Genomic DNA, 17,424 nt, shown 5'->3' with positions numbered 1-17,424 from the left:
GGACCCGGTTCACCTTGCCGCCACCCCGCCGCTGGCCGTGACATTCGGAAGTGCGTCGAGCAGCCGGCGCCGTCACCACGGCGAAGCGAGAGGCAGTGCGGCATGACCGAGGAAACCCGGCCCGCCGACCAGGCCACCAAGGGCGATCGGCCTGACGTCCTGGAACGGCTTGACGAAGCGACCGACGCCGTGGAACGGTCCCGGACCGCTGCCGCCACCGACGATGCTCTCGTCGACGTCGATGAGTAGCAGTACGGCGCCAATCGCGGTTCGTGCCGCCGTCGGCGAGAACCGTGAGACCTGGCCGGAGTTCGAGGCCGCACGACATCCGCGCTCACCTGTCGGTGCCACTCGTGCTGCCCGAGACGGACAAGGGTGAAGCGACCCATTTGGGTTCCCTCAACATCTACAGCCGCACCGCGGCCGCCTTCGACCTCTTCGATGAAGGGCTTGTGCGCTGTTCACGACCGCAGCCTGCGCCGTGATCGATCAGGCAAAAGGGGTGTTGATGGCTGTGCACACCTGCAGTGCTGACGAGGCGTTCGAAATGTTGGTGCAGCGCTCACAGCCACAAACGTGAAGCCTCGTGAGATCGCGAAGACCTGCTCGACACGGTCGCTCGAGGTTGACCGCCGCGGACGTCATCGACCCGCAGCCGGGTTTCTGGCACGGGAAACTTCGTCAACGCAGCAATCGAACAACGACGGCTGGGACAGGTTATTCGCTACCGTGCTCTGGTTCGACACGTTGGTAGACCGCCAGTGCTTCTTTCGCCAACCTGTCTCGCGAGTAACGCGCGGACACGCGGTCGTGCGCTGCGACACCGAGTTCCTGCCGCTTGGTGTCGTTGGTGAGTAGTGATCGTAGAGATCGCGCGAGTGCGCGAGCGTCGTTGGTCGGAATGTGCAGGCCGCTCACGTTATGCGTGATCACGTCGGCCAACGCACCGACTGCCGCTGCGATCACCGGAACACCGCATCCCATCGCTTCAAGCGCGGCGAGCCCGAACGGGTCGGACCTCGGCGTGCACACCACAACATCAGCCGACCGCAACAAAGCGGGCATCTTGGCGTGGGGCACCGCGCCCGCGAACACGATCCGATCAAGCACGCCGAGCTGGCGTGCGAGCCTCCGCAACTGCTGAGCGACGGGATTGGCTTGTGTCTTCTCCCCGGCGATCACCAGCTCGATGCCGTCCACAACAGACAACGCGGCGACAGCGGTGGCGAGCCCGCTGCCAGGCTCGAGCCTGCCCACCGAAACTACGCGCCGGAGACTTCCCCGTGCAGCCACAGGACCCTCTGGCTCGAACAGCTCCAGATTCACCCCTGGTGGTACGACGGTGGTCTGCGTGCGGTGCACGCCCAGTTGCATGAGCTGGGTGACTTCCTGCATGGACGTCGCCACCGTCCACGACGCCCTGCGGGCGAGCAGCCGCTCGGCGTCGGCGCGTTCTTCGTTGTCCGACGGCCCGAGCCCATGATGCGAGTGCACCACCGGCACCTGAACTCGATGCGCGCTGACCAATGCGGCCAGGCCGGATTCCCAATGGTGCGAGTGCGCGACATCGGGTGACGAAAGCCGCCACTCCTCGGCGAGGAACTTGGCGAACTCTCCAAGATGTGCAACCAGTTCATCGTCGGAGATGGGCTTGGCTGGGCCGACAGGCACCTGCACGACTTCGTACTTCTCGTCGGTGCGGAACCGATCAGCGGACCTGGTCGCTGCGCGTCGCGTGTAGACGGTGACCTCGTGCCCCAACCCGCACAAGGCAGCCGACAACTCCCGGACGTGTGCTTCTTGTCCTGTGCCCTCGGTGAGCGGGTTCGCCACCACGGACACCATCGCGATTCTCATCTGAACTCCCCACAAGCAGATGACTTGGGTGACTTCCGGCGAGCGTCGAGCATCTGTGGCCCACCTCGCTGAAACCTGTTGCTTTGAGGGTTTGCTGAGCCTGCCGCCATCATCGAGAGCGGCCAGCCATGTGGTGTGAACCGGCGAGGGCTGCCGCGAGATGTATGTCGGCGGTGGGGCTCCGAGCCCGGACCGGATGCGGCTATCTCCTCAGCCCAGACGCCGCGCACAGCAGCCCCCAGCAGGTGGCGAACCCGGCCACCTTGCGCCGGGCGGACGGATCGGGGAGCGAGAAACCGAAGATCATGGCGTCAGCCAGATCGGCGGCTACCCGTGCTGCGACCGCCACCTGCAACGAGCGGCCGGGTGGTGCGAGAAGCATCGCAACACCGATCGCGGTGTCACGGGCACCGATCGCGGCGACAAGTGTTCCGACCGGACGGGAAACCTCTCCTTCTGCGGTGGTCAGTCCTGCGGGTTTTGCCAGGATCTTCGGCGAGATGATCAATGCCGCGCTGTAGACGGCCGTCACCGCACCGAGAACACGCGTCAACACAGGAGCACGGTCATCTATCGACATGCGATCCTCCTCACCATGGCATCGCCACGAGGTCAGGAAGGATCTACCCCGAAAAATCGATTCAAAACCGACGCAAGTGTCCATGGGTCATGATCCGGCCGTCGATCGCGAGAATCGATGTGGTCCCGACGCGCAGCTTCCTTCGCGCGATCAGCTGCACACCTACGGCGTGACCGCACCGCTAGCGTTCTTCACGGCCGGATAGAACGAGGATGCGGATCGGTGCGCTGCCGTCTCGGCTGATCACTCCGAAGGTTCGCCCCGACTGGGCGGCGGAGGTGGAGTCGCCGCTGAACGACACCTGGCCCGGTCCTTCTCCAGTCGGGTCCTCGATCGATCGCTGCAGTGGACACTTCTAGCTCCACCGCACGCCTGTCTGCACTCATTCTCGGCATGCGGGCAGTGGCCTTCATGAAGTCGTTCGGACTCAGTACGCTCGTCATTGCTCACGCGAAAGCCGCGCCGCGTTGAGAACTACTGGACCGAACACGTGAGCAGGCAGATACGACCGATCGGAGTCGGTGACTTCCTGTCGGCCTAGGGGCGATCGCTCACTGCTGACCCTTTGTCGGCGAACAGTCCGCTGAGCCCGGCGGCACGTGCCTCAGCCAGCACAGCCTGTACCACCTCGTCGTTCAGCTCCGTGGTGGTGTTGCTGCCGATTGCCACGACGACAGCGGAGACGTCATGCAGTTTGGTGTTGGTGCGCTGGGAGATCTCCCGTAGCAGGGTGAACGCCGTTGGGTCGTCGCAGGAACAGATCAGCATCACCATGCCCTTGGCTTGTTCGATCACAGGCCGATGCACGGCGATGTTGCGCAAGGTCTGCAGCTCGGTGTCCGGGTCGGTCCCGTCGTGCGAGTTCACACCGTCCATTTTTGCAACATCTGTAGCCGGTGCACCAGCTCTCGCGTGTTGTCCTGACTTGCGTAGTGGACCAGCAGCGGCTGCGACGCCGTAGATCACGATGACCGTGCAGACGACAAACGACTACAGACCTTTACTCACTCCACCAGGTGAATCAGACCGGATCACCGAACCGGCGCCACTGCACCACACGGATGTACCGCACGCGAACCCGCTGGATGCGCTCCAAGCGGTTCGGAACGCCGCCACCTCGGCGAGCTCACACCAGTGTGGAGCCGCAGCCCCTATTTTCCGCCCCTGTGCGCTGCTGAACACCTTGCCAGGTCGCAGGCTGGCCGAGACGTTCGTACACCGCCAATGCCTCGTTCGCGAGCCGGTCACGTGAGTGCCGGGCCAACACGCGATCACGCGCGGCGATGCCGAACTCCTCCCGCATGAGGTTGTCGGCGAGCAGCTGTCGAAGCGTCCGGGCGAGCACACGCGGCTCACGCGGCGGGACGTGCACGCCGGTGACGTTGTGCACGACGACATCCTCCAGCGCACCTACAGCGGTCGCGACGACCGGAACACCGCACGCCATGGCTTCCAGGGCCACCACCCCGAACGGGTCGGACCACGGTGCGCACACCACGATGTCGGCTGAGCGCAGCAGGGCAGGCATGTGGGCACGCGGTACGGCACCGGCGGAGACAACCCGGTTCAGCACACCCAACTCGTCCGCGAACTCTCGCAGCTCATCCGCGACGACGCTGGATTTCGGGTCTTCGCCGGCGATCACCAGCTCCACGTCGTACATTGTGGACAAGGTCGTGATGATGTCCGCAAAGCCGTTGTGGCGTACGTACTCACCGACAGCTACGAGGCGCCGCAACAGACCTCGGCGAGCGACTGGGCCGTCAGGGTGGAAATGCTGTACGTCCACACCGGACGGCACCACGGAGACCCGAGCGCGGCGCACGCCTAGTCGCCACAGCTCTGTGGCTTCTTGCGAACTCGATGCCACGACCCACGACGCCCTGCGCGCGACTAGTTTCTCAGCGTCGACGCGCTGCTCGGTGCTACGCCCACCCAAGGCGTTGTAGGAGTGCACGACAGGAAACTGACCTCGACGAGCCCCGATCACGGCCGCCAGCCCGGAGGTCCAGTGATGCGTGTGCACGACGTTTGGCGGACGCAGCTGCCACCGCGTGTCCAGGAACCTCGCGAACTCGCCCAGGTGGGGTACGACCTCGTTCTCGGGGAGCCTGCGAGCCGGGCCTGCCGGCACCTGCACCACCTGGTACCCGTCGTCGGCAGAGATTCGATCGGCCGTCACCGGATCCTCTCGGCGGGTGTAAACGATCACTTCATGCCCGAGATCGCACAACGCCGCGGACAGTTGAGCGACGTGTGTGCCCTGCCCGTGGTCGTCGTTCAGCGGGTTCGCGTTCTCGGAGACGATGGCGATCTGCATCGGCGCTCGGCCTGCCTCGCGGGCGACTCGGATCGCGTCCGACAAGGTCTCGTGAAACGGAAACGTTTTGGACAATCCAGCGACCTCAAGTGAGCGCGCGACGCTAGGCAAGGACACGACGAGATGAAGTGGTACGCCACGAATCGTTGTCCGCTCGTGGGTCTCGAGAAGAACCTTGAGGCCGGACGACCCGAGGAAGGATACTTGGCTGAGATCGAGGACAATTGCGTAGAAGCGTTTCTTCGCCTGATCTGTCAAGGCTGCTGCCAGCAACGGAGCGGTGCTCATGTCCATCTCGCCGGCAACCGAGACGATCACGATTCCGTCCTGGACCATCGTGCGTATCGACCATTCGTCATTCATGTCAAGAACATTGTCGTTCACTCGATCACTCCCACGCACGGCGATGTTCACCGAGCTCGACCTTATCGCTGAACAACGCATCTGCAAGTCGCGAAATCGGGCGTGATGGAAAGGTTTGGCGTCGGCAGGAAGGGGTATGGAGCCCGCCTTCTGATCAGCTCAACCCGAGAAATTCCGACGCCGCGACATGCAGAGTCACCCACAAGGGGTGTCTATGGCAGTTGGACGCCGACGACGCAGGTGTCGTCATCGGTGTTGGATGCGCCGTGAGCGAGAAGGTGGTCGAGCAGTTCATCCAGGTTCGACCACGGGGCCCGCGCTGTGTCACACAGGTGGTCCAGGCAGTCGTCGAGCGGGACGTCCCTGCGTTCGACCAGGCCGTCGGTGTACAGCAGCAAGGTGTCGCCGGGTTCGAGCTGAACCTCGCCCTCCTCGTAGGACGCCTCGGCGAGCGCGCCGAGCAGGAGACCGCGCAGCATCGGCAGCAGTTCGGCATCGCCGTTGCGGATCAGCACCGGTGGCAGGTGGCCGGCGCGAGCCCAGCGCAAGATGCGGGTGTGAGGGTCGTAGAGGCCGCAGATCGCGGTCGCGATGATGTTGTCGGTGAGGTGGTTGGCCACGAGGTTCAGCCAAGTGACCAGTTGGGCCGGCCCTGCACCAGTAGCGGCGAGTCCGCGCAATGCGTTGCGCAGCACCACCATCCCGGTCGCGCCTTTGATGCCGTGACCGGTGATGTCACCGACTGACACGAGGATCTGCTTGGATGGCAGGACAACGGCGTCGTACCAGTCGCCACCGACCAGCTCTTCCTGCGCGGCGGGCCGGTAGCGCACGCCGACGCGCAGTCCGAATGCCTCGATCGTGGGGTGTGTGGGCGGCATGATCGCTTGCTGGAGCTGCAGGGTGAGCTTGTTGCGCTCCAGGGCTTCCTGCTCGGTGAGCGCGAGCTGGTCCTGTGTGGCCGACAACGCGACCTCGGTCCAGTGCTGCGCGGACACGTCCTGGTAGGCACCGCGGACCGCCAGCAGTTCGCCCTGTGGGCTGAGAACGGGCTCGGCGATCACCCTCACGTGCCTGGTGATGCCGTCCGGGCGCTGCAACCGGAACGCGGCGGACGCCTGGCGGTGGTCACGCAGCACGTTGTGCAGGAATCCGTTGAGCGAAAGCACGTCGTCGGGGTGGGCGTGCGCCGCGATCTCGGACAGCGGCACCGGATCGGTGCTGGGAGCGCGTCCGTAGAGGGTGTAGAGCTGGCTGTTCCAGATGATCCTGCCGCTGTGCCGCTCCTCCTCGAACCCGCCGACGCGGCCGAGGCGTTGTGCGTGTTGCAGCAGGTTGGCCAAGCGGGCCGTCTCGTCCTGCACCCTCCACACGACCAGAACCAGTGCGCCGTGCCGGGTGATGCTCACAGCGGCCGTGACCGTCAGCGGCACCTCGTCGATCAGCGTGGCAAGGGTCATGCGGTCGGTGCGGAACGGCTCGCCGGTGGCGTGCACGCGCTCGATCTTGTCGAACAGGTTTCCCTCTGCCGCGGCTAGCGGGTAGGCCTGCAGCAGCGACTTGCCGGTGATCACGGATCGTGACCGGCCGGCGAGGTCGACGAATCCGCGGTTCGCGTGGTGCACCTGGAAGTCAGTGATCGCCCCGTCCGGTGAGATCTCCGGGCCGAGCACGAGCGCCGGGTCCAAGAGCCCGTCGGCGAGATCAGCGAGTTCGGAGGGCGCTTGCACGAGATTCGGCGCTGCGGTGCTGTCGAGGGTGGCGGCGCACAGTTCCGCCAACGCCTCCAGCTGTTTGTGCACGCTCATCGGCTGAGGCGCGAGTGGTCCGGGCCAGCAGATCTCGAGCACACCGGCGATGCGGCCACCGGTTCCGGCAGGAGTGGCGATGCGGCCGGGCAGGCCGGGACCGATCGACGGCAGCCCCGACTCACCGAGGTCGACGATCCGTACGGCGTTGCGCTCGACCAGTGCCCGGCGGGCGGGGGTGGGCACACCGGGCGGGACGTAGCGCCAGCGGCTCGCCTCACCTGGTGAGAACCCGGCGTGCCCGGCCAAGGTGAGAGACGAGTCGGCGCCGGCGGACCAGATCGCCACCGCTGTCGCGCCCAGAGGAGCGAGCGCGTGGTCGAACAGGGATTGCGCGACGGCGTGCGTGTCGTCGGCATGCAGTGCGCCGCTTTCCGCTGTCCGCAGTCGGACAGCGGTCGTGTCGTCCGGTTCGTTCGCCACCGCGGCGAGGTTGTCCCCGGACACCTCGTTGATGATGTCGACCGCGAGTTCGAGCGTCGTGGTGCCGGCGTGCTCGGCCAGCAAGGCGAGCTGTTCTGCAGCCTGTGCGGGGCCACAGCGCAGACGCTCGACGAGCACACCTTTGGCGAGTTCCACGAGTGCTCGGCTGTCCGCTCCGGCGCGCATCTCGTCGAGCTCCTTGCGGAGCCGGTCGATCGTGTTCGCGAGCCGGTCCACCGGCGATTGCCCGGTGGTCACCGGGAGCGCATCCACCGGCGCATGCACGAGATGAGGTCGTCGGCGTCCACCGGTTTCGTGACGTAGTCGTTCGCTCCCGAGGCGATGCTCTTGTCGCGGTCGCCCGGCATTGCCTTCGCAGTCACCGCGATGATCGGCAGCCCGGCGTGGTCCGGCATCGCGCGGATCGCCGACGTGGCCGCGTAGCCGTCCATCTCGGGCATCATCACGTCCATCAGGATCAGGTCGATCTCCGGATGACCGAGAAGCGCGTCGATGCCCTCCCTGCCGTTCTCCGCGTGCAGCACGCGCACACCGTGCAGTTCCAGGATGCTGCTGAGCGCGAAGAGGTTGCGGGCGTCGTCATCGACGATCAGCACCGTCCTGCCGTCCAACTGCCCGTTGCTGTGGTGCGCGACCGATTGCCCCGGCTGTTCCGGGCGGACCAGCGGCAGCACGCCTCCAGGGCCGTCGGCGTTGAGGTGCAACGCGATCCGTGCACGTAGTTCGTCCAAGCTGGACAGAAGCTCCAGAGGACGCGTGCGGCTGCGCGCTTGCAACTGCTGCTCGTGCTGCGGGGTGAGTCTGCGGTTGTTGTGCGCCAGCACCGGGATCGTCCGGGTGGCGGCATCACCGTCGAGCGCTTCGAGGAAACGCAGTGCCGCACCGTCGGGCATGTCCAGTTCGAGCACCACGCAGTGGTAAGGCTCGGCTGCGAGAGCGGTGGCCGCTTCCTTCCTGCCGATGGCCGTCACCACTTCGACGGGACCGCGCGGGTCGTCACTGCCCGCGAGGTCGGTGACAGCGCTTTGCGCGACGAGCGAAAGCAGGCCCTGCGGCCGTTCTTCGATCACGAGCAGCCTGCGCTTGTGGCCCGTCACAGAGCGAGTGGTCTCCGCAGGCGTGACGGACGCCGCCGGAGCGACGGTGTCGTGCGCGTGCTCAGCGAAGTCCGCATGGCGCACCGGCAGGTAGAGGGTGAAGGTGCTTCCCTTGTCGACCGTGCTCTCCGCGGTGATCGAGCCACCGAGCAGGTAGGCGATCTCACGGCTGATCGACAGGCCGAGCCCGGTGCCGCCGTACTTGCGGCTGGTGGTGCCGTCCGCCTGCTGGAAGGCGCCGAAGATCGACTCCAGCTGGTGCTCGGCGATGCCGATGCCGGTGTCGCTGACCCTGAACATGATCGCCGGTCCGTGCAAGCTCACCGCGGGAGGGAGGTCCTGCGGGTCGGCGAGCTCGATGCGCAGCTCGACACCGCCGGTCTCGGTGAACTTCACCGCGTTGGAGAGCAGGTTGCGCAGCACCTGCTGCAAGCGTGAGTCGTCGGTGACCAGCTCCGGGGGAGTGCCTGGAGAGGTGGTCAGCTGGAAGCTCAACCCCTTCTGCGAGGTGAGCGGACGGAACGTCACCTCGACGTAGTCCATCAACTGGCGCAAGGACACCCGCTCGGGCGTGATGTCCATCTTGCCGGCCTCGATCTTGGACAGGTCCAGGATGTCGTTGATCAACCCCAACAGGTCGGAGCCCGCCGAGTGGATGATGCCCGCGTACTCCACCTGCTTCGGGGTGAGGTTGCGGCTCGGGTTCTGCGCGAGCAGCTGAGCGAGGATCAGCAGGCTGTTGAGCGGGGTACGCAGCTCATGGCTCATGTTGGCCAGGAACTCCGACTTGTACTTCGACGCGAGCGAGAGCTCACGCGCGCGGGTCTCGAGCTCCTGCCGCGCCTGTTCGATCTCGAGGTTCTTCGCCTCGATGTCGCGGTTCTGCGTGGCCAGGAGCGCCGCCTTTTCCTCCAACTCGGCGTTGGAGAGCTGCAGCTCCTCCTGACGCACCTGCAGCTCACCCGAGCGCGACTGCAGCTCACCGGCGAGCCGTTGCGACTCGACGAGCAGCTCATCGGTGCGGGCGTTCGCGATGATGGTGTTGACGTTGACGCCGACGGTCTCCATCAGCTGGTCGAGGAAGTCCCGGTGGATGTCGGTGAAGTGGTGCACCGACGCCAGTTCGATGACGCCGAGGACCTGGTCTTCCACGACGATCGGCAGCACGACGAGGTTGACCGGCGCCGTGCGGCCGAGTCCGGAGCTGACTGCGACGTAACCCGCGGGCATCTCGTCCACCGCGATGGTGCGGCGGCTGCGCGCGGCTTGGCCGACCAGCGACTGCCCGAACTGGAACCGCGTCGCCCGTGAGTCGTCGTCGGGGTGGCCGTAGGAGCTGATCAGTCGCAGCTCCTGGCGGTCATCGGCGTCGTCGGCCAGGTAGAAGGCGCCGAACTGGGCCGACACCAGCGGTGTCAGCTCGTCCATGATCAATTCGGCGACCACGGCGAGGTCCCGGCGGCCCTGCATGAGACCGGAGATCCGGGCCAGGTTGGACTTCAGCCAGTCCTGGTCCTCGTTGGCCTTGGTCGAGTCGCGCAGCGACCCCACCATCGAGTTGATGTTGTCCTTGAGCTCCGCGACCTCACCCGAGGCCTCGACGGTGATGGACCGGGTCAGGTCGCCCTCGGCGACCGCGCTGGTCACCTCCGCGATGGCGCGCACCTGCCGGGTCAGGTTCCCAGCGAGCTCGTTGACGTTCTCGGTGAGCCGCTTCCAGGTGCCGGAGACGCCCTCGACCTCGGCCTGACCGCCCAGCCGTCCTTCGCTGCCGACCTCGCGCGCAACGCGGGTGACCTCGGCGGCGAACGAGCCGAGCTGGTCGACCATCGTGTTGATCGTGGTCTTGAGCTCGAGGATCTCGCCGCGCGCGTCGACGTCGATCTTCTTGGTCAGGTCGCCCTGTGCGACGGCGGTGGTCACCTGGGCGATGTTGCGCACCTGGTTGGTCAGGTTGTTCGCCATGAAGTTGACGTTGTCGGTGAGGTCCTTCCACGTGCCCGCCACGTTCGGCACGCGTGCCTGGCCGCCGAGCATGCCCTCGGTGCCGACCTCGCGCGCCACGCGGGTGACCTCGTCGGCGAACGCGGACAACGTGTCGACCATCGTGTTGATCACGCCGGCCAGTGCCGCGACCTCGCCCTTGGCCTCGACGGTGATCTTCTGTGACAGGTCGCCGCGGGCGACCGCGGTGGCGACCTGGGCGATGGACCGCACCTGGTTGGTCAGGTTGGACGCCATGACGTTCACGTTGTCCGTCAAGTGCTTCCACGTGCCGGAGACGCCGCGCACGGTCGCCTGGCCGCCCAGGTTGCCCTCGGTGCCGACCTCACGGGACACGCGGGTGACCTCGTCGGCGAAGCCCGACAGCTGGTCGACCATCGTGTTGATGGTCTCCTTGAGCTCCAGGATCTCGCCACGCGCGTCGACCCGGATCTTTTGGCTCAGGTCGCCTCGCGCCACCGCCGTCGTCACCTGCGCGATGGAGCGCACCTGGGCGGTGAGGTTGTCCGCCATGACGTTGACGGACTCGGTGAGGTCCTTCCACGTGCCGGACACGCCCTTGACGTCCGCCTGACCGCCGAGACGGCCGTCCGTGCCGACTTCGCGGGAGACGCGGGTGACCTCGTCGGCGAAGGAGGAGAGCTGGTCGACCATCGTGTTGATCGTGTTCTTCAGCTCGAGGATCTCACCGCGGGCGTTGACGTTGATCTTCTGGCTCAGGTCGCCTCGCGCGACGGCGGTCGCGACTTGGGCGATGGAGCGCACCTGGGCGGTGAGGTTGCCCGCCATGAAGTTCACCGAGTCGGTGAGGTCGCGCCAAGTACCGGACACGCCCTTCACATCGGCCTGCCCGCCGAGAGCACCCTCGGTGCCCACCTCGCGGGAGACGCGGGTGACCTCGTCAGCGAACGATCCGAGCTGGTCGACCATCGTGTTGATCGTGTTCTTGAGTTCGAGGATCTCGCCCCGGGCGGTGACGGTGATCTTCTGGCTCAGATCGCCCTGCGCGACCGCGGTGGTCACCTGTGCGATGTTCCGGACCTGGTCGGTCAGGTTGCCGGCCATGAAGTTCACGGAGTTCGTGAGGTCCAGCCACACACCGCCGACGCCGGGAACCTCGGCCTGGCCACCGAGTCGTCCTTCGCTGCCGACCTCACGCGCCACACGAGTGACCTCGTCGGCGAAGGACGAGAGCTGGTCCACCATCGTGTTCACGGTGTCCTTGAGCTCGAGGATCTCACCGCGCGCGTCGACGTCGATCTTCTGGCTGAGATCGCCTCGCGCCACCGCGGTCGCGACCTGAGCGATGTCGCGGACCTGACTGGTCAGGTTGCCCGCCATGGCGTTCACCGAGTCGGTGAGGTCCTTCCACGTGCCGGACACGCCCGGAACCTCGGCCTGGCCGCCCAGCCTGCCGTCGGTGCCGACCTCGCGGGCGACGCGGGTGACCTCGGACGTGAACTGCGACAGCTGATCCACCATGCCGTTGAAGACCGTCGCGATCTCACCGAGCAGTCCGTCGGAGTCGTCCGGCAGGCGAATGCCGAAGTCACCGTCGCGGACTGCCGTCAGGCCGGCGAGCAGTTGCCGCAGCTCCGGTAGGTCCACAGCTCTTCGTGCGCTGTCCTGACCTTCGCTCTGGTCGGTAGCCGCGGTCGTGCCACTCATCCAACGTCCTCCACTGCACGGCCGAACCACGTGGAGGCAGACCTGTGGGCTCAAGCGCACCTCGTGAACAGGATGAGATTACTGGACCTGTGGGCGCTTTCGTTCCATGTTGTGGTCCCGGTGCGCAATCACGGGCGGGCGTTGACCACCAGCGCCGCCGTCGTCGCCGAGCACCGCTGTTCGCAGACGGACCACTGACCGGCCTAGTATCTCCACAAAGGACAGAAAGCGGCAGCGGGCACTGCGTGTCGGTGTTCTGGAAGCGGCGTCACGATGTGATCCTGCGTCGCTCTGCACGACTTGTCGGCGACTGCGGTCGGTTGGAGCGAGATGGCAGGCCCTTGCGACGCGGTGAGCGGCGCGGCCGGCTCCGTGACTGTCCTTGTGGGCTGGGGTCTTGCCTGCTGGTGCTCATCGACCCGCTAGAGTGACCCGAGCGCTGACACGTCACGCGACGTCGCAGGCGAAATGGCTCGCACGTCGATTCTTGTCGGGACACGATGCGGTGTGATCGATCCGCCCATGGGAGTGCTCCACCGACAAGGGCGTGATGACCGCCGTTCGCGGTTCGGCCCAACTACAGGGTCTGCGCGTCGACCTCTCGCTGGTCGGCGTCCGCGTCACGCCACTGCGCCAACTGCTCCCGAACATCGAGCACAGCGACGCGACGCCGCTGCGCATCCTCGCGTTCGCCCAGTTCGGTCTCGCGGTCGTCCAGTCTGCGCTCGCGGTCGTCCAGCCCGACTTGCCGTCGGTCCAGAGCACGATCGCGGATACGTGACATTTCCGCAGTCGACTCGGCCACCTGGGTGTCGATGTCGTCTTGCTGGCGTGTCCGCTCAGCGTCATCGCTCGAAATGGTCACTTCTCATCTGACCACCTTCACGAAGATCGGCGAAGTCCTGAGTGAACTCGGGTCAAGCTCTGCGCCGCACCGGACTGCCGGTGGGCCTCCACGACATCTCCCGCAATGGCCGCGGTTGTTGGTGTGCGCAGGAAATCTGCGGCAACCGCCACAAGACGCGCACCTACCGCCAACGGCGCCACCACGATCAGCGTGAGGGCGGTTCTTGGCGGCCGCCGTGACCCGTGGTGCCGTACTGATCAGGCGGCAAGGACGAAGGACAAGAAGAACCCCCCGGCGGTGGCGAACGCGTTGAGCGGCCGCCCGTGCTCGAACGCCTCAGGCATCAGCGTGTCGGCCAGCGATGCGAGTACCGCCCCGCCGGCGAAGGACAACGCCACAGCCAGAACGGCATCGCTCAGGCCTCCCGCGACCAGTCTGCCGAGTACTACCGCGCCCGCCAGCAGCAGCGCGCACACCGCCCAAGTGATGATCACCGTTCGCTTGCTCTGTCCCGATTCGCGCATGGCGACGGCGCCGACGAGAGACTCCGGAAGATTGGAGAAGAAGATCGCCACCAGCAACGTCAACGACACTCCGCTGACCAAGGACACCCCGAGTGCCAGGTTCTCCGGTACTCCGTCCAAGGTCACCGCGGCGAGCAACGCGAAACCGACGCCACCACGTGCACCGGCCTTCGTCACCTCCCGTTGCCCGGGCCCGGAGTGGCCGGTGACGTAGCGGTCCAGGGCGGAGTCCACCAGTACGAACGTGGCGGCCCCGGCCAACAGGCCGAGCCCGGACCGCGTCGCACCACCGAGGTGGAACGCCTCTTCGAAAAGCTCGAACGCCAACGCGGAGATCAGTGCCCCGCTGGCGAAGGCCAGTAGGACACCGGTTACCCACCGCGGTGGCCGCCACAGTGAGCCGGCGACCGCGCCGATTACCAGAGCACTCGATGCGGCAAAGCCGTACAGCACCGCTGTCAGCATGTCAGTCATTCTGAGGGCCGACCGGGCGGCGCACCAGTCCGTTCGCAAAGCGCAAGTTCGCCCGAGCGAACGACTGCAACCTGAACTGCAGTTGGCTCATGGTCCAGCAACTGCGCACCGAGTGCTTGACGCACAGCTCCGCCTGGCAGTGGGGGCAGGGACACGTTGGCCACCATCGTGAGCGCGATGTACCACACCGCGCAAACGCGTCCCGGCCCACCGTTGCGACCGCGCCGCTGAACACGTCACCGCTTGACAGGCCAACGCCCGAAGACTCCTTCGCCTCGATCCCGGTTCCGAGTCCCGACCGAGTCGCCGCCGCGATCGTCCGCCTGGCCGACCGGCTTCGACGACACGTCTCCCTTCCGGTCGGCCGTGCCAATCTGTTGATCATTTCGGCGTTCCGCAGCCTGCCGACGACGTAACCGCGCATAAGCTCACGCAGTCCTGGTTCCCAGGGCTGGTTGTTGCTACTCCCGCAGGTCGGCGCGGGTTCGTTCAAGTCCACTAAGGACCGTTCATGAATGTTCAACACGCTGCTGTTCTCGGATGAGAATTTTCAGATCCCCGGTCGGTGCCGCTCAGGGGCTGAGTTATCGCAAATCAGGCGCCGGTGCTTCACGGTTGACGCGATACGGCGTTGTGGGTGCAGTCGCACGCTGACTGTTCAACTGCGCCGCGAATCTGGGCATTTCGCCAACGCAGGCCGCCCGGAGTTCACCTTGCGGAACGCGTAACCACAAATAGTCCAACCCAAAGCGCGATCGGTACGTGACCAAGCAGGTCACGTACCGATCGTCATTCACGCATTCAGTTCTGAGGCGAGTTACGGAACTGCTCGCCAGTGCGTGACCTGCACCGCGTCGGCCGAGATGCCGATCTTGTTGAAGATCGCGTCATGCATCCGCTCCATGAAGACGGTCTTCTTGTCGTTGAAGTACTGCTCGTCGTACCACGCGACACCGAAGGTGACCGTGCCGCCGCCCTCCTCGTGGCGCTGCAGCCAGGTGCGCTGCCAGTTGTACATCGTGCCCGGGTTCTTGGCGAGCTTCTCGTCGGACGCCTGAAGTGCGGCGATGCAGCGTTCGACCGCCTCGTCGTCCCCCAGCGTGAAGTCGCAGTGGGACTCGGCGACGACCGTGCGATCACCTCGACGTCCAGGAGCTTCTTCGCCCCAGAGAATGAGCTCGCGGACGACATTCTGCGGGTCAAGGGTGACAGTCATTGAAGACCCCCTCATCCATGAATCGGAAGCTGGCGGGCCGAGGAATGTGACCAGATGAATCAAGGTGCCCCCCAGCTCTTGACGTAAACGACACTGCCACGGATTCCTGAGGACGTCAAACGCGGTCAGTCACTCGATCGGCCGTAGCGCAGTGATCTGCGGGTCGGTATGAACGCGTCCACGCGAGCGACCAAGTCCGATGAAGTGGAATACCGCTGCATCTGTCACGATGTCTGACCGTGGCCAATATGAGCTCTCGTACGACATTGGCGTTGATCGCCTCCGGATACGGCTTGTCGGCGATGGGTGACGAGATGCTCCTCGTCGTCCTCACGCTGCGCTTTTACGGAGAAGGCAGATCGGGCGGTGCGATCTCCGCGCTGGTCATCGCCGGTGTGCTGCCGATGGTGTTGCTGGCACCACTGGCAGGAGCCGTGGTGGACCGGTTCGAGAGCACCAAACTCATATCTGTTGTTTTGAGCGTGCAAGCGTTGCTCGTCGCGGCGCTGGCCTTCGTCAACGACTTTGGGCTGACACTCGTGCTGGTCGGACTGATCGGCCTCGGGTTGGCGCTGGTGTCGCCCGCACTGGCTTTGCTGGTCCCCGCCGTGGTCGGGGAAGACGGGGTGGCCGCTGGTTACGCGCGGCTCGAACTGTTTCGGACCACAGGCACGATCGGCGGCCCTGCACTCGCCGGCGTGCTGATCGCCCTCGTGGGGGAGCGGGCCGTCCTGCTGTGTGATGCATTTTCGTTCCTGGTGATGGCCGTTGTCATCGGAACGCTGAAGGTTCGCCGGCACCCCGACCCGTCCCAAGCGAAGCTGAAGTGGCGTGAGCAGGTGCGGCAGGGCAGCGGTCTCATCCGCAAGAACGCCGTTCTTCGTGTGGTCGTTCCGACGCTCGCCGCCGCGATCGTGTTCACAGCGGTGTTGACGGTGGCCAGGGTGTACTTCAGTCAAGACCAGTTGAGGTCGGGTGACCTGGGATACGGCCTGCTCGTCGCCGCACATCTGGCTGGGATGACCATCGCTGCCGCGTTCGTGGCACCCCGTGTCCCGATCTCCAAGCAGACGACGGCGCTCGTCACCGCCAGTGTGGCGATGGGCGTGGCGCTGGTCGTCGCGGGATCGTTCAACTCGTACCCGCTGGCTTTCGCGAGCTTCCTGCTGACCGGGGTGTGCAACACGGTGCAGGGGCTGGCGATACGCAACCTGGTGCACGCGCACGTTCCTGCCCGGATGCGCGGGCGAGCGTTCGCCTCGTCCGGTGCGATGCTCAACAGCGCGCACATCGTGGGAACGGGGCTGGGTGGGCCGTTGAGTTCGGTGCTCGGCGGCGGGCATGCGTTGCAACTGGCGGGTGCTGGAACGCTGCTCGTCGGCCTGGCCGCAGTTCCGCTGTTGATGCGCGTGGGTCCATCCGAGACCCAAGAGGCACAGGAAGCGGTCGCAGAAGGTCCGCCGGCTAGGACCTGACGTGGCAGTCCCGCCGGGAGGATCGGTGCCGGGGTACGCCGGCCGTGCCGTCCCGATCACGGAACGCTGTGCAAGTCGGCGCATATGCAACTAGTTGCAGCCCAGGGTCGATTCCGGCTACTTTCCGGGCATGGCCCTCGAACACGCCATCCTGATCACTCTCGAAGAGCGACCGAGCAGCGGTTATGAGCTGGCGCGGCGCTTCGACCGGTCCGTCGGACATTTCTGGGCAGCCACCCACCAGCAGATCTACCGGACGCTGAAGCGGATGTCCGAGATCCGCTGGGTCACCTCTCACGAGGTGCCCGGGGAGGGCAGGCCTCTCCGCAAGGTCTACGAGGTGACCGACGAGGGGCGTGATGAGTTCGTCCGCTGGCTCTCGGAGAACGGCGAGCCCGCGCCGTACCGCCAGGAGATCGCGGTGAAACTGCGCGGGGCATCACTCGGATCCCTGCCGACGCTGATCGCCGAGTTCACCCGGCACCGCGACCTGCACGCCGGGTGGGTGGCCGCGTTCCGCCGGATGGAGCAGCGGGACTTCCCGGACCCCGCCTCGCTCACTGGACGCCGGCTGCACCACTACCTGGTGCTCAGCGGCGGGATCCAGTCGGAGGAGATGCTGTTCGCGTGGTGTGACCAGGTGGTGGCCGCGCTGGAACGCGAGCTGTCCGGCACGTCCTCCCAGTCGGCCGCCGCGGCCGGGTGAGCGTGGCTGCCGAGGCGCAGCAGACCGATCAACCGGAGTTA

Annotated in this window: 15 protein-coding genes and 1 pseudogene; 7 read left to right on the top strand and 9 right to left on the bottom strand. The window is 65.8% G+C overall.

Annotated elements, in window-relative coordinates:
* The first annotated feature begins 102 nt into the window (after positions 1–102).
* From IE307_RS20835 to IE307_RS20830, 3 genes are all read left to right on the top strand, one after another.
* Positions 103–249 (top strand): hypothetical protein, encoded by a 147-nt coding sequence (locus tag IE307_RS20835; protein WP_191300075.1) that lies wholly within the window; start codon positions 103–105, stop codon positions 247–249.
* 104 nt (positions 250–353) lie between these two features.
* Positions 354–485 (top strand): hypothetical protein, encoded by a 132-nt coding sequence (locus IE307_RS47305; protein WP_268250391.1) that lies wholly within the window; start codon positions 354–356, stop codon positions 483–485.
* A 23-nt stretch (positions 486–508) separates the two neighbouring features.
* The gene (locus IE307_RS20830; RefSeq protein ID WP_373306030.1) at positions 509–580 is read left to right on the top strand and encodes a hypothetical protein; all 72 of its coding nucleotides are present in this window, start codon (positions 509–511) and stop codon (positions 578–580) included.
* 137 nt (positions 581–717) lie between these two features.
* On the opposite strand, the gene IE307_RS20825 is transcribed toward IE307_RS20830, so the two are convergent.
* The 7 genes and pseudogenes from IE307_RS20825 to IE307_RS20800 all read right to left on the bottom strand — a co-directional run bounded on the left by IE307_RS20825 (position 718) and on the right by IE307_RS20800 (position 12,141).
* Positions 718–1,857, bottom strand: coding sequence for a glycosyltransferase (locus tag IE307_RS20825; RefSeq protein ID WP_191300073.1), 1,140 nt, complete (start codon positions 1,855–1,857; stop codon positions 718–720).
* Positions 1,858–2,059: 202 nt separating this feature from the next.
* The gene (locus tag IE307_RS20820; RefSeq protein WP_229904925.1) at positions 2,060–2,389 is read right to left on the bottom strand and encodes a hypothetical protein; all 330 of its coding nucleotides are present in this window, start codon (positions 2,387–2,389) and stop codon (positions 2,060–2,062) included.
* Positions 2,390–2,974: 585 nt separating this feature from the next.
* Complete coding sequence (locus IE307_RS20815) at positions 2,975–3,304, bottom strand: ANTAR domain-containing protein (RefSeq protein WP_191300071.1); 330 nt, start codon at positions 3,302–3,304, stop codon at positions 2,975–2,977.
* A gap of 259 nt (positions 3,305–3,563) precedes the next feature.
* Positions 3,564–4,757: a glycosyltransferase gene (locus IE307_RS20810; RefSeq protein ID WP_444543461.1), complete on the bottom strand. Its 1,194-nt coding sequence runs from the start codon at positions 4,755–4,757 to the stop codon at positions 3,564–3,566.
* 45 nt (positions 4,758–4,802) lie between these two features.
* Positions 4,803–5,093: pseudogene (locus tag IE307_RS47730) on the bottom strand (STAS domain-containing protein); the annotation flags it as partial.
* A 239-nt stretch (positions 5,094–5,332) separates the two neighbouring features.
* Positions 5,333–7,609 carry a SpoIIE family protein phosphatase gene (locus tag IE307_RS20805; RefSeq protein ID WP_229904924.1) on the bottom strand — a complete coding sequence of 759 codons (2,277 nt, stop codon included), beginning with the start codon at positions 7,607–7,609 and terminating at the stop codon, positions 5,333–5,335.
* Positions 7,606–12,141 (bottom strand): hybrid sensor histidine kinase/response regulator, encoded by a 4,536-nt coding sequence (locus IE307_RS20800; protein WP_191300066.1) that lies wholly within the window; start codon positions 12,139–12,141, stop codon positions 7,606–7,608. The genes IE307_RS20805 and IE307_RS20800 overlap by 4 nt, the downstream gene beginning before the upstream one ends.
* Positions 12,142–12,691: 550 nt before the next feature.
* Between IE307_RS20800 and IE307_RS20795 the strand changes: the two genes are divergently transcribed.
* Positions 12,692–12,922 (top strand): hypothetical protein, encoded by a 231-nt coding sequence (locus IE307_RS20795; RefSeq protein ID WP_191300064.1) that lies wholly within the window; start codon positions 12,692–12,694, stop codon positions 12,920–12,922.
* A gap of 125 nt (positions 12,923–13,047) precedes the next feature.
* The gene (locus IE307_RS20790) at positions 13,048–13,227 is read left to right on the top strand and encodes a CGNR zinc finger domain-containing protein (protein WP_308436379.1); all 180 of its coding nucleotides are present in this window, start codon (positions 13,048–13,050) and stop codon (positions 13,225–13,227) included.
* Between the two features lie 18 nt (positions 13,228–13,245).
* On the opposite strand, the gene IE307_RS20785 is transcribed toward IE307_RS20790, so the two are convergent.
* Both IE307_RS20785 and IE307_RS20780 read right to left on the bottom strand, forming a co-directional pair.
* Positions 13,246–13,977, bottom strand: coding sequence for a ZIP family metal transporter (locus IE307_RS20785; protein WP_191300062.1), 732 nt, complete (start codon positions 13,975–13,977; stop codon positions 13,246–13,248).
* Positions 13,978–14,803: 826 nt separating this feature from the next.
* Entirely contained in the window at positions 14,804–15,202 is a 399-nt protein-coding gene (locus tag IE307_RS20780; RefSeq protein WP_191300060.1) for a hypothetical protein, read from the bottom strand.
* 266 nt (positions 15,203–15,468) lie between these two features.
* On the opposite strand from IE307_RS20780, the gene IE307_RS20775 reads away from it, so the two are divergent.
* Positions 15,469–16,677, top strand: coding sequence for an MFS transporter (locus tag IE307_RS20775; protein ID WP_191300058.1), 1,209 nt, complete (start codon positions 15,469–15,471; stop codon positions 16,675–16,677).
* 130 nt (positions 16,678–16,807) lie between these two features.
* Positions 16,808–17,383 carry a PadR family transcriptional regulator gene (locus IE307_RS20770; RefSeq protein ID WP_191300056.1) on the top strand — a complete coding sequence of 192 codons (576 nt, stop codon included), beginning with the start codon at positions 16,808–16,810 and terminating at the stop codon, positions 17,381–17,383.
* Positions 17,384–17,424 lie beyond the last annotated feature (41 nt).

Origin of the sequence: Lentzea cavernae (genome assembly GCF_014653695.1) — a bacterium.
Classification (GTDB): domain Bacteria; phylum Actinomycetota; class Actinomycetes; order Mycobacteriales; family Pseudonocardiaceae; genus Lentzea; species Lentzea cavernae.
The sequence above is the reverse complement of the archived record's forward strand: the minus strand, read 5'-3'. Positions and strand labels throughout refer to the sequence as shown.

Bases quoted from the DNA above. Each gene is read 5' to 3' on its own strand.
- IE307_RS20835 (WP_191300075.1), top strand. From the start codon at position 103: ATGACCGAGGAAACCCGGCCCGCCGACCAGGCCACCAAGGGCGATCGG.
- IE307_RS20825 (WP_191300073.1), bottom strand. From the start codon at position 1,857: ATGAGAATCGCGATGGTGTCCGTGGTGGCGAACCCGCTCACCGAGGGC.
- IE307_RS20810 (WP_444543461.1), bottom strand. From the start codon at position 4,757: ATGCAGATCGCCATCGTCTCCGAGAACGCGAACCCGCTGAACGACGAC.
- IE307_RS20800 (WP_191300066.1), bottom strand. From the start codon at position 12,141: ATGAGTGGCACGACCGCGGCTACCGACCAGAGCGAAGGTCAGGACAGC.
- IE307_RS20795 (WP_191300064.1), top strand. From the start codon at position 12,692: ATGACCGCCGTTCGCGGTTCGGCCCAACTACAGGGTCTGCGCGTCGAC.
- IE307_RS20785 (WP_191300062.1), bottom strand. From the start codon at position 13,977: ATGCTGACAGCGGTGCTGTACGGCTTTGCCGCATCGAGTGCTCTGGTA.
- IE307_RS20780 (WP_191300060.1), bottom strand. From the start codon at position 15,202: ATGACTGTCACCCTTGACCCGCAGAATGTCGTCCGCGAGCTCATTCTC.
- IE307_RS20770 (WP_191300056.1), top strand. From the start codon at position 16,808: ATGGCCCTCGAACACGCCATCCTGATCACTCTCGAAGAGCGACCGAGC.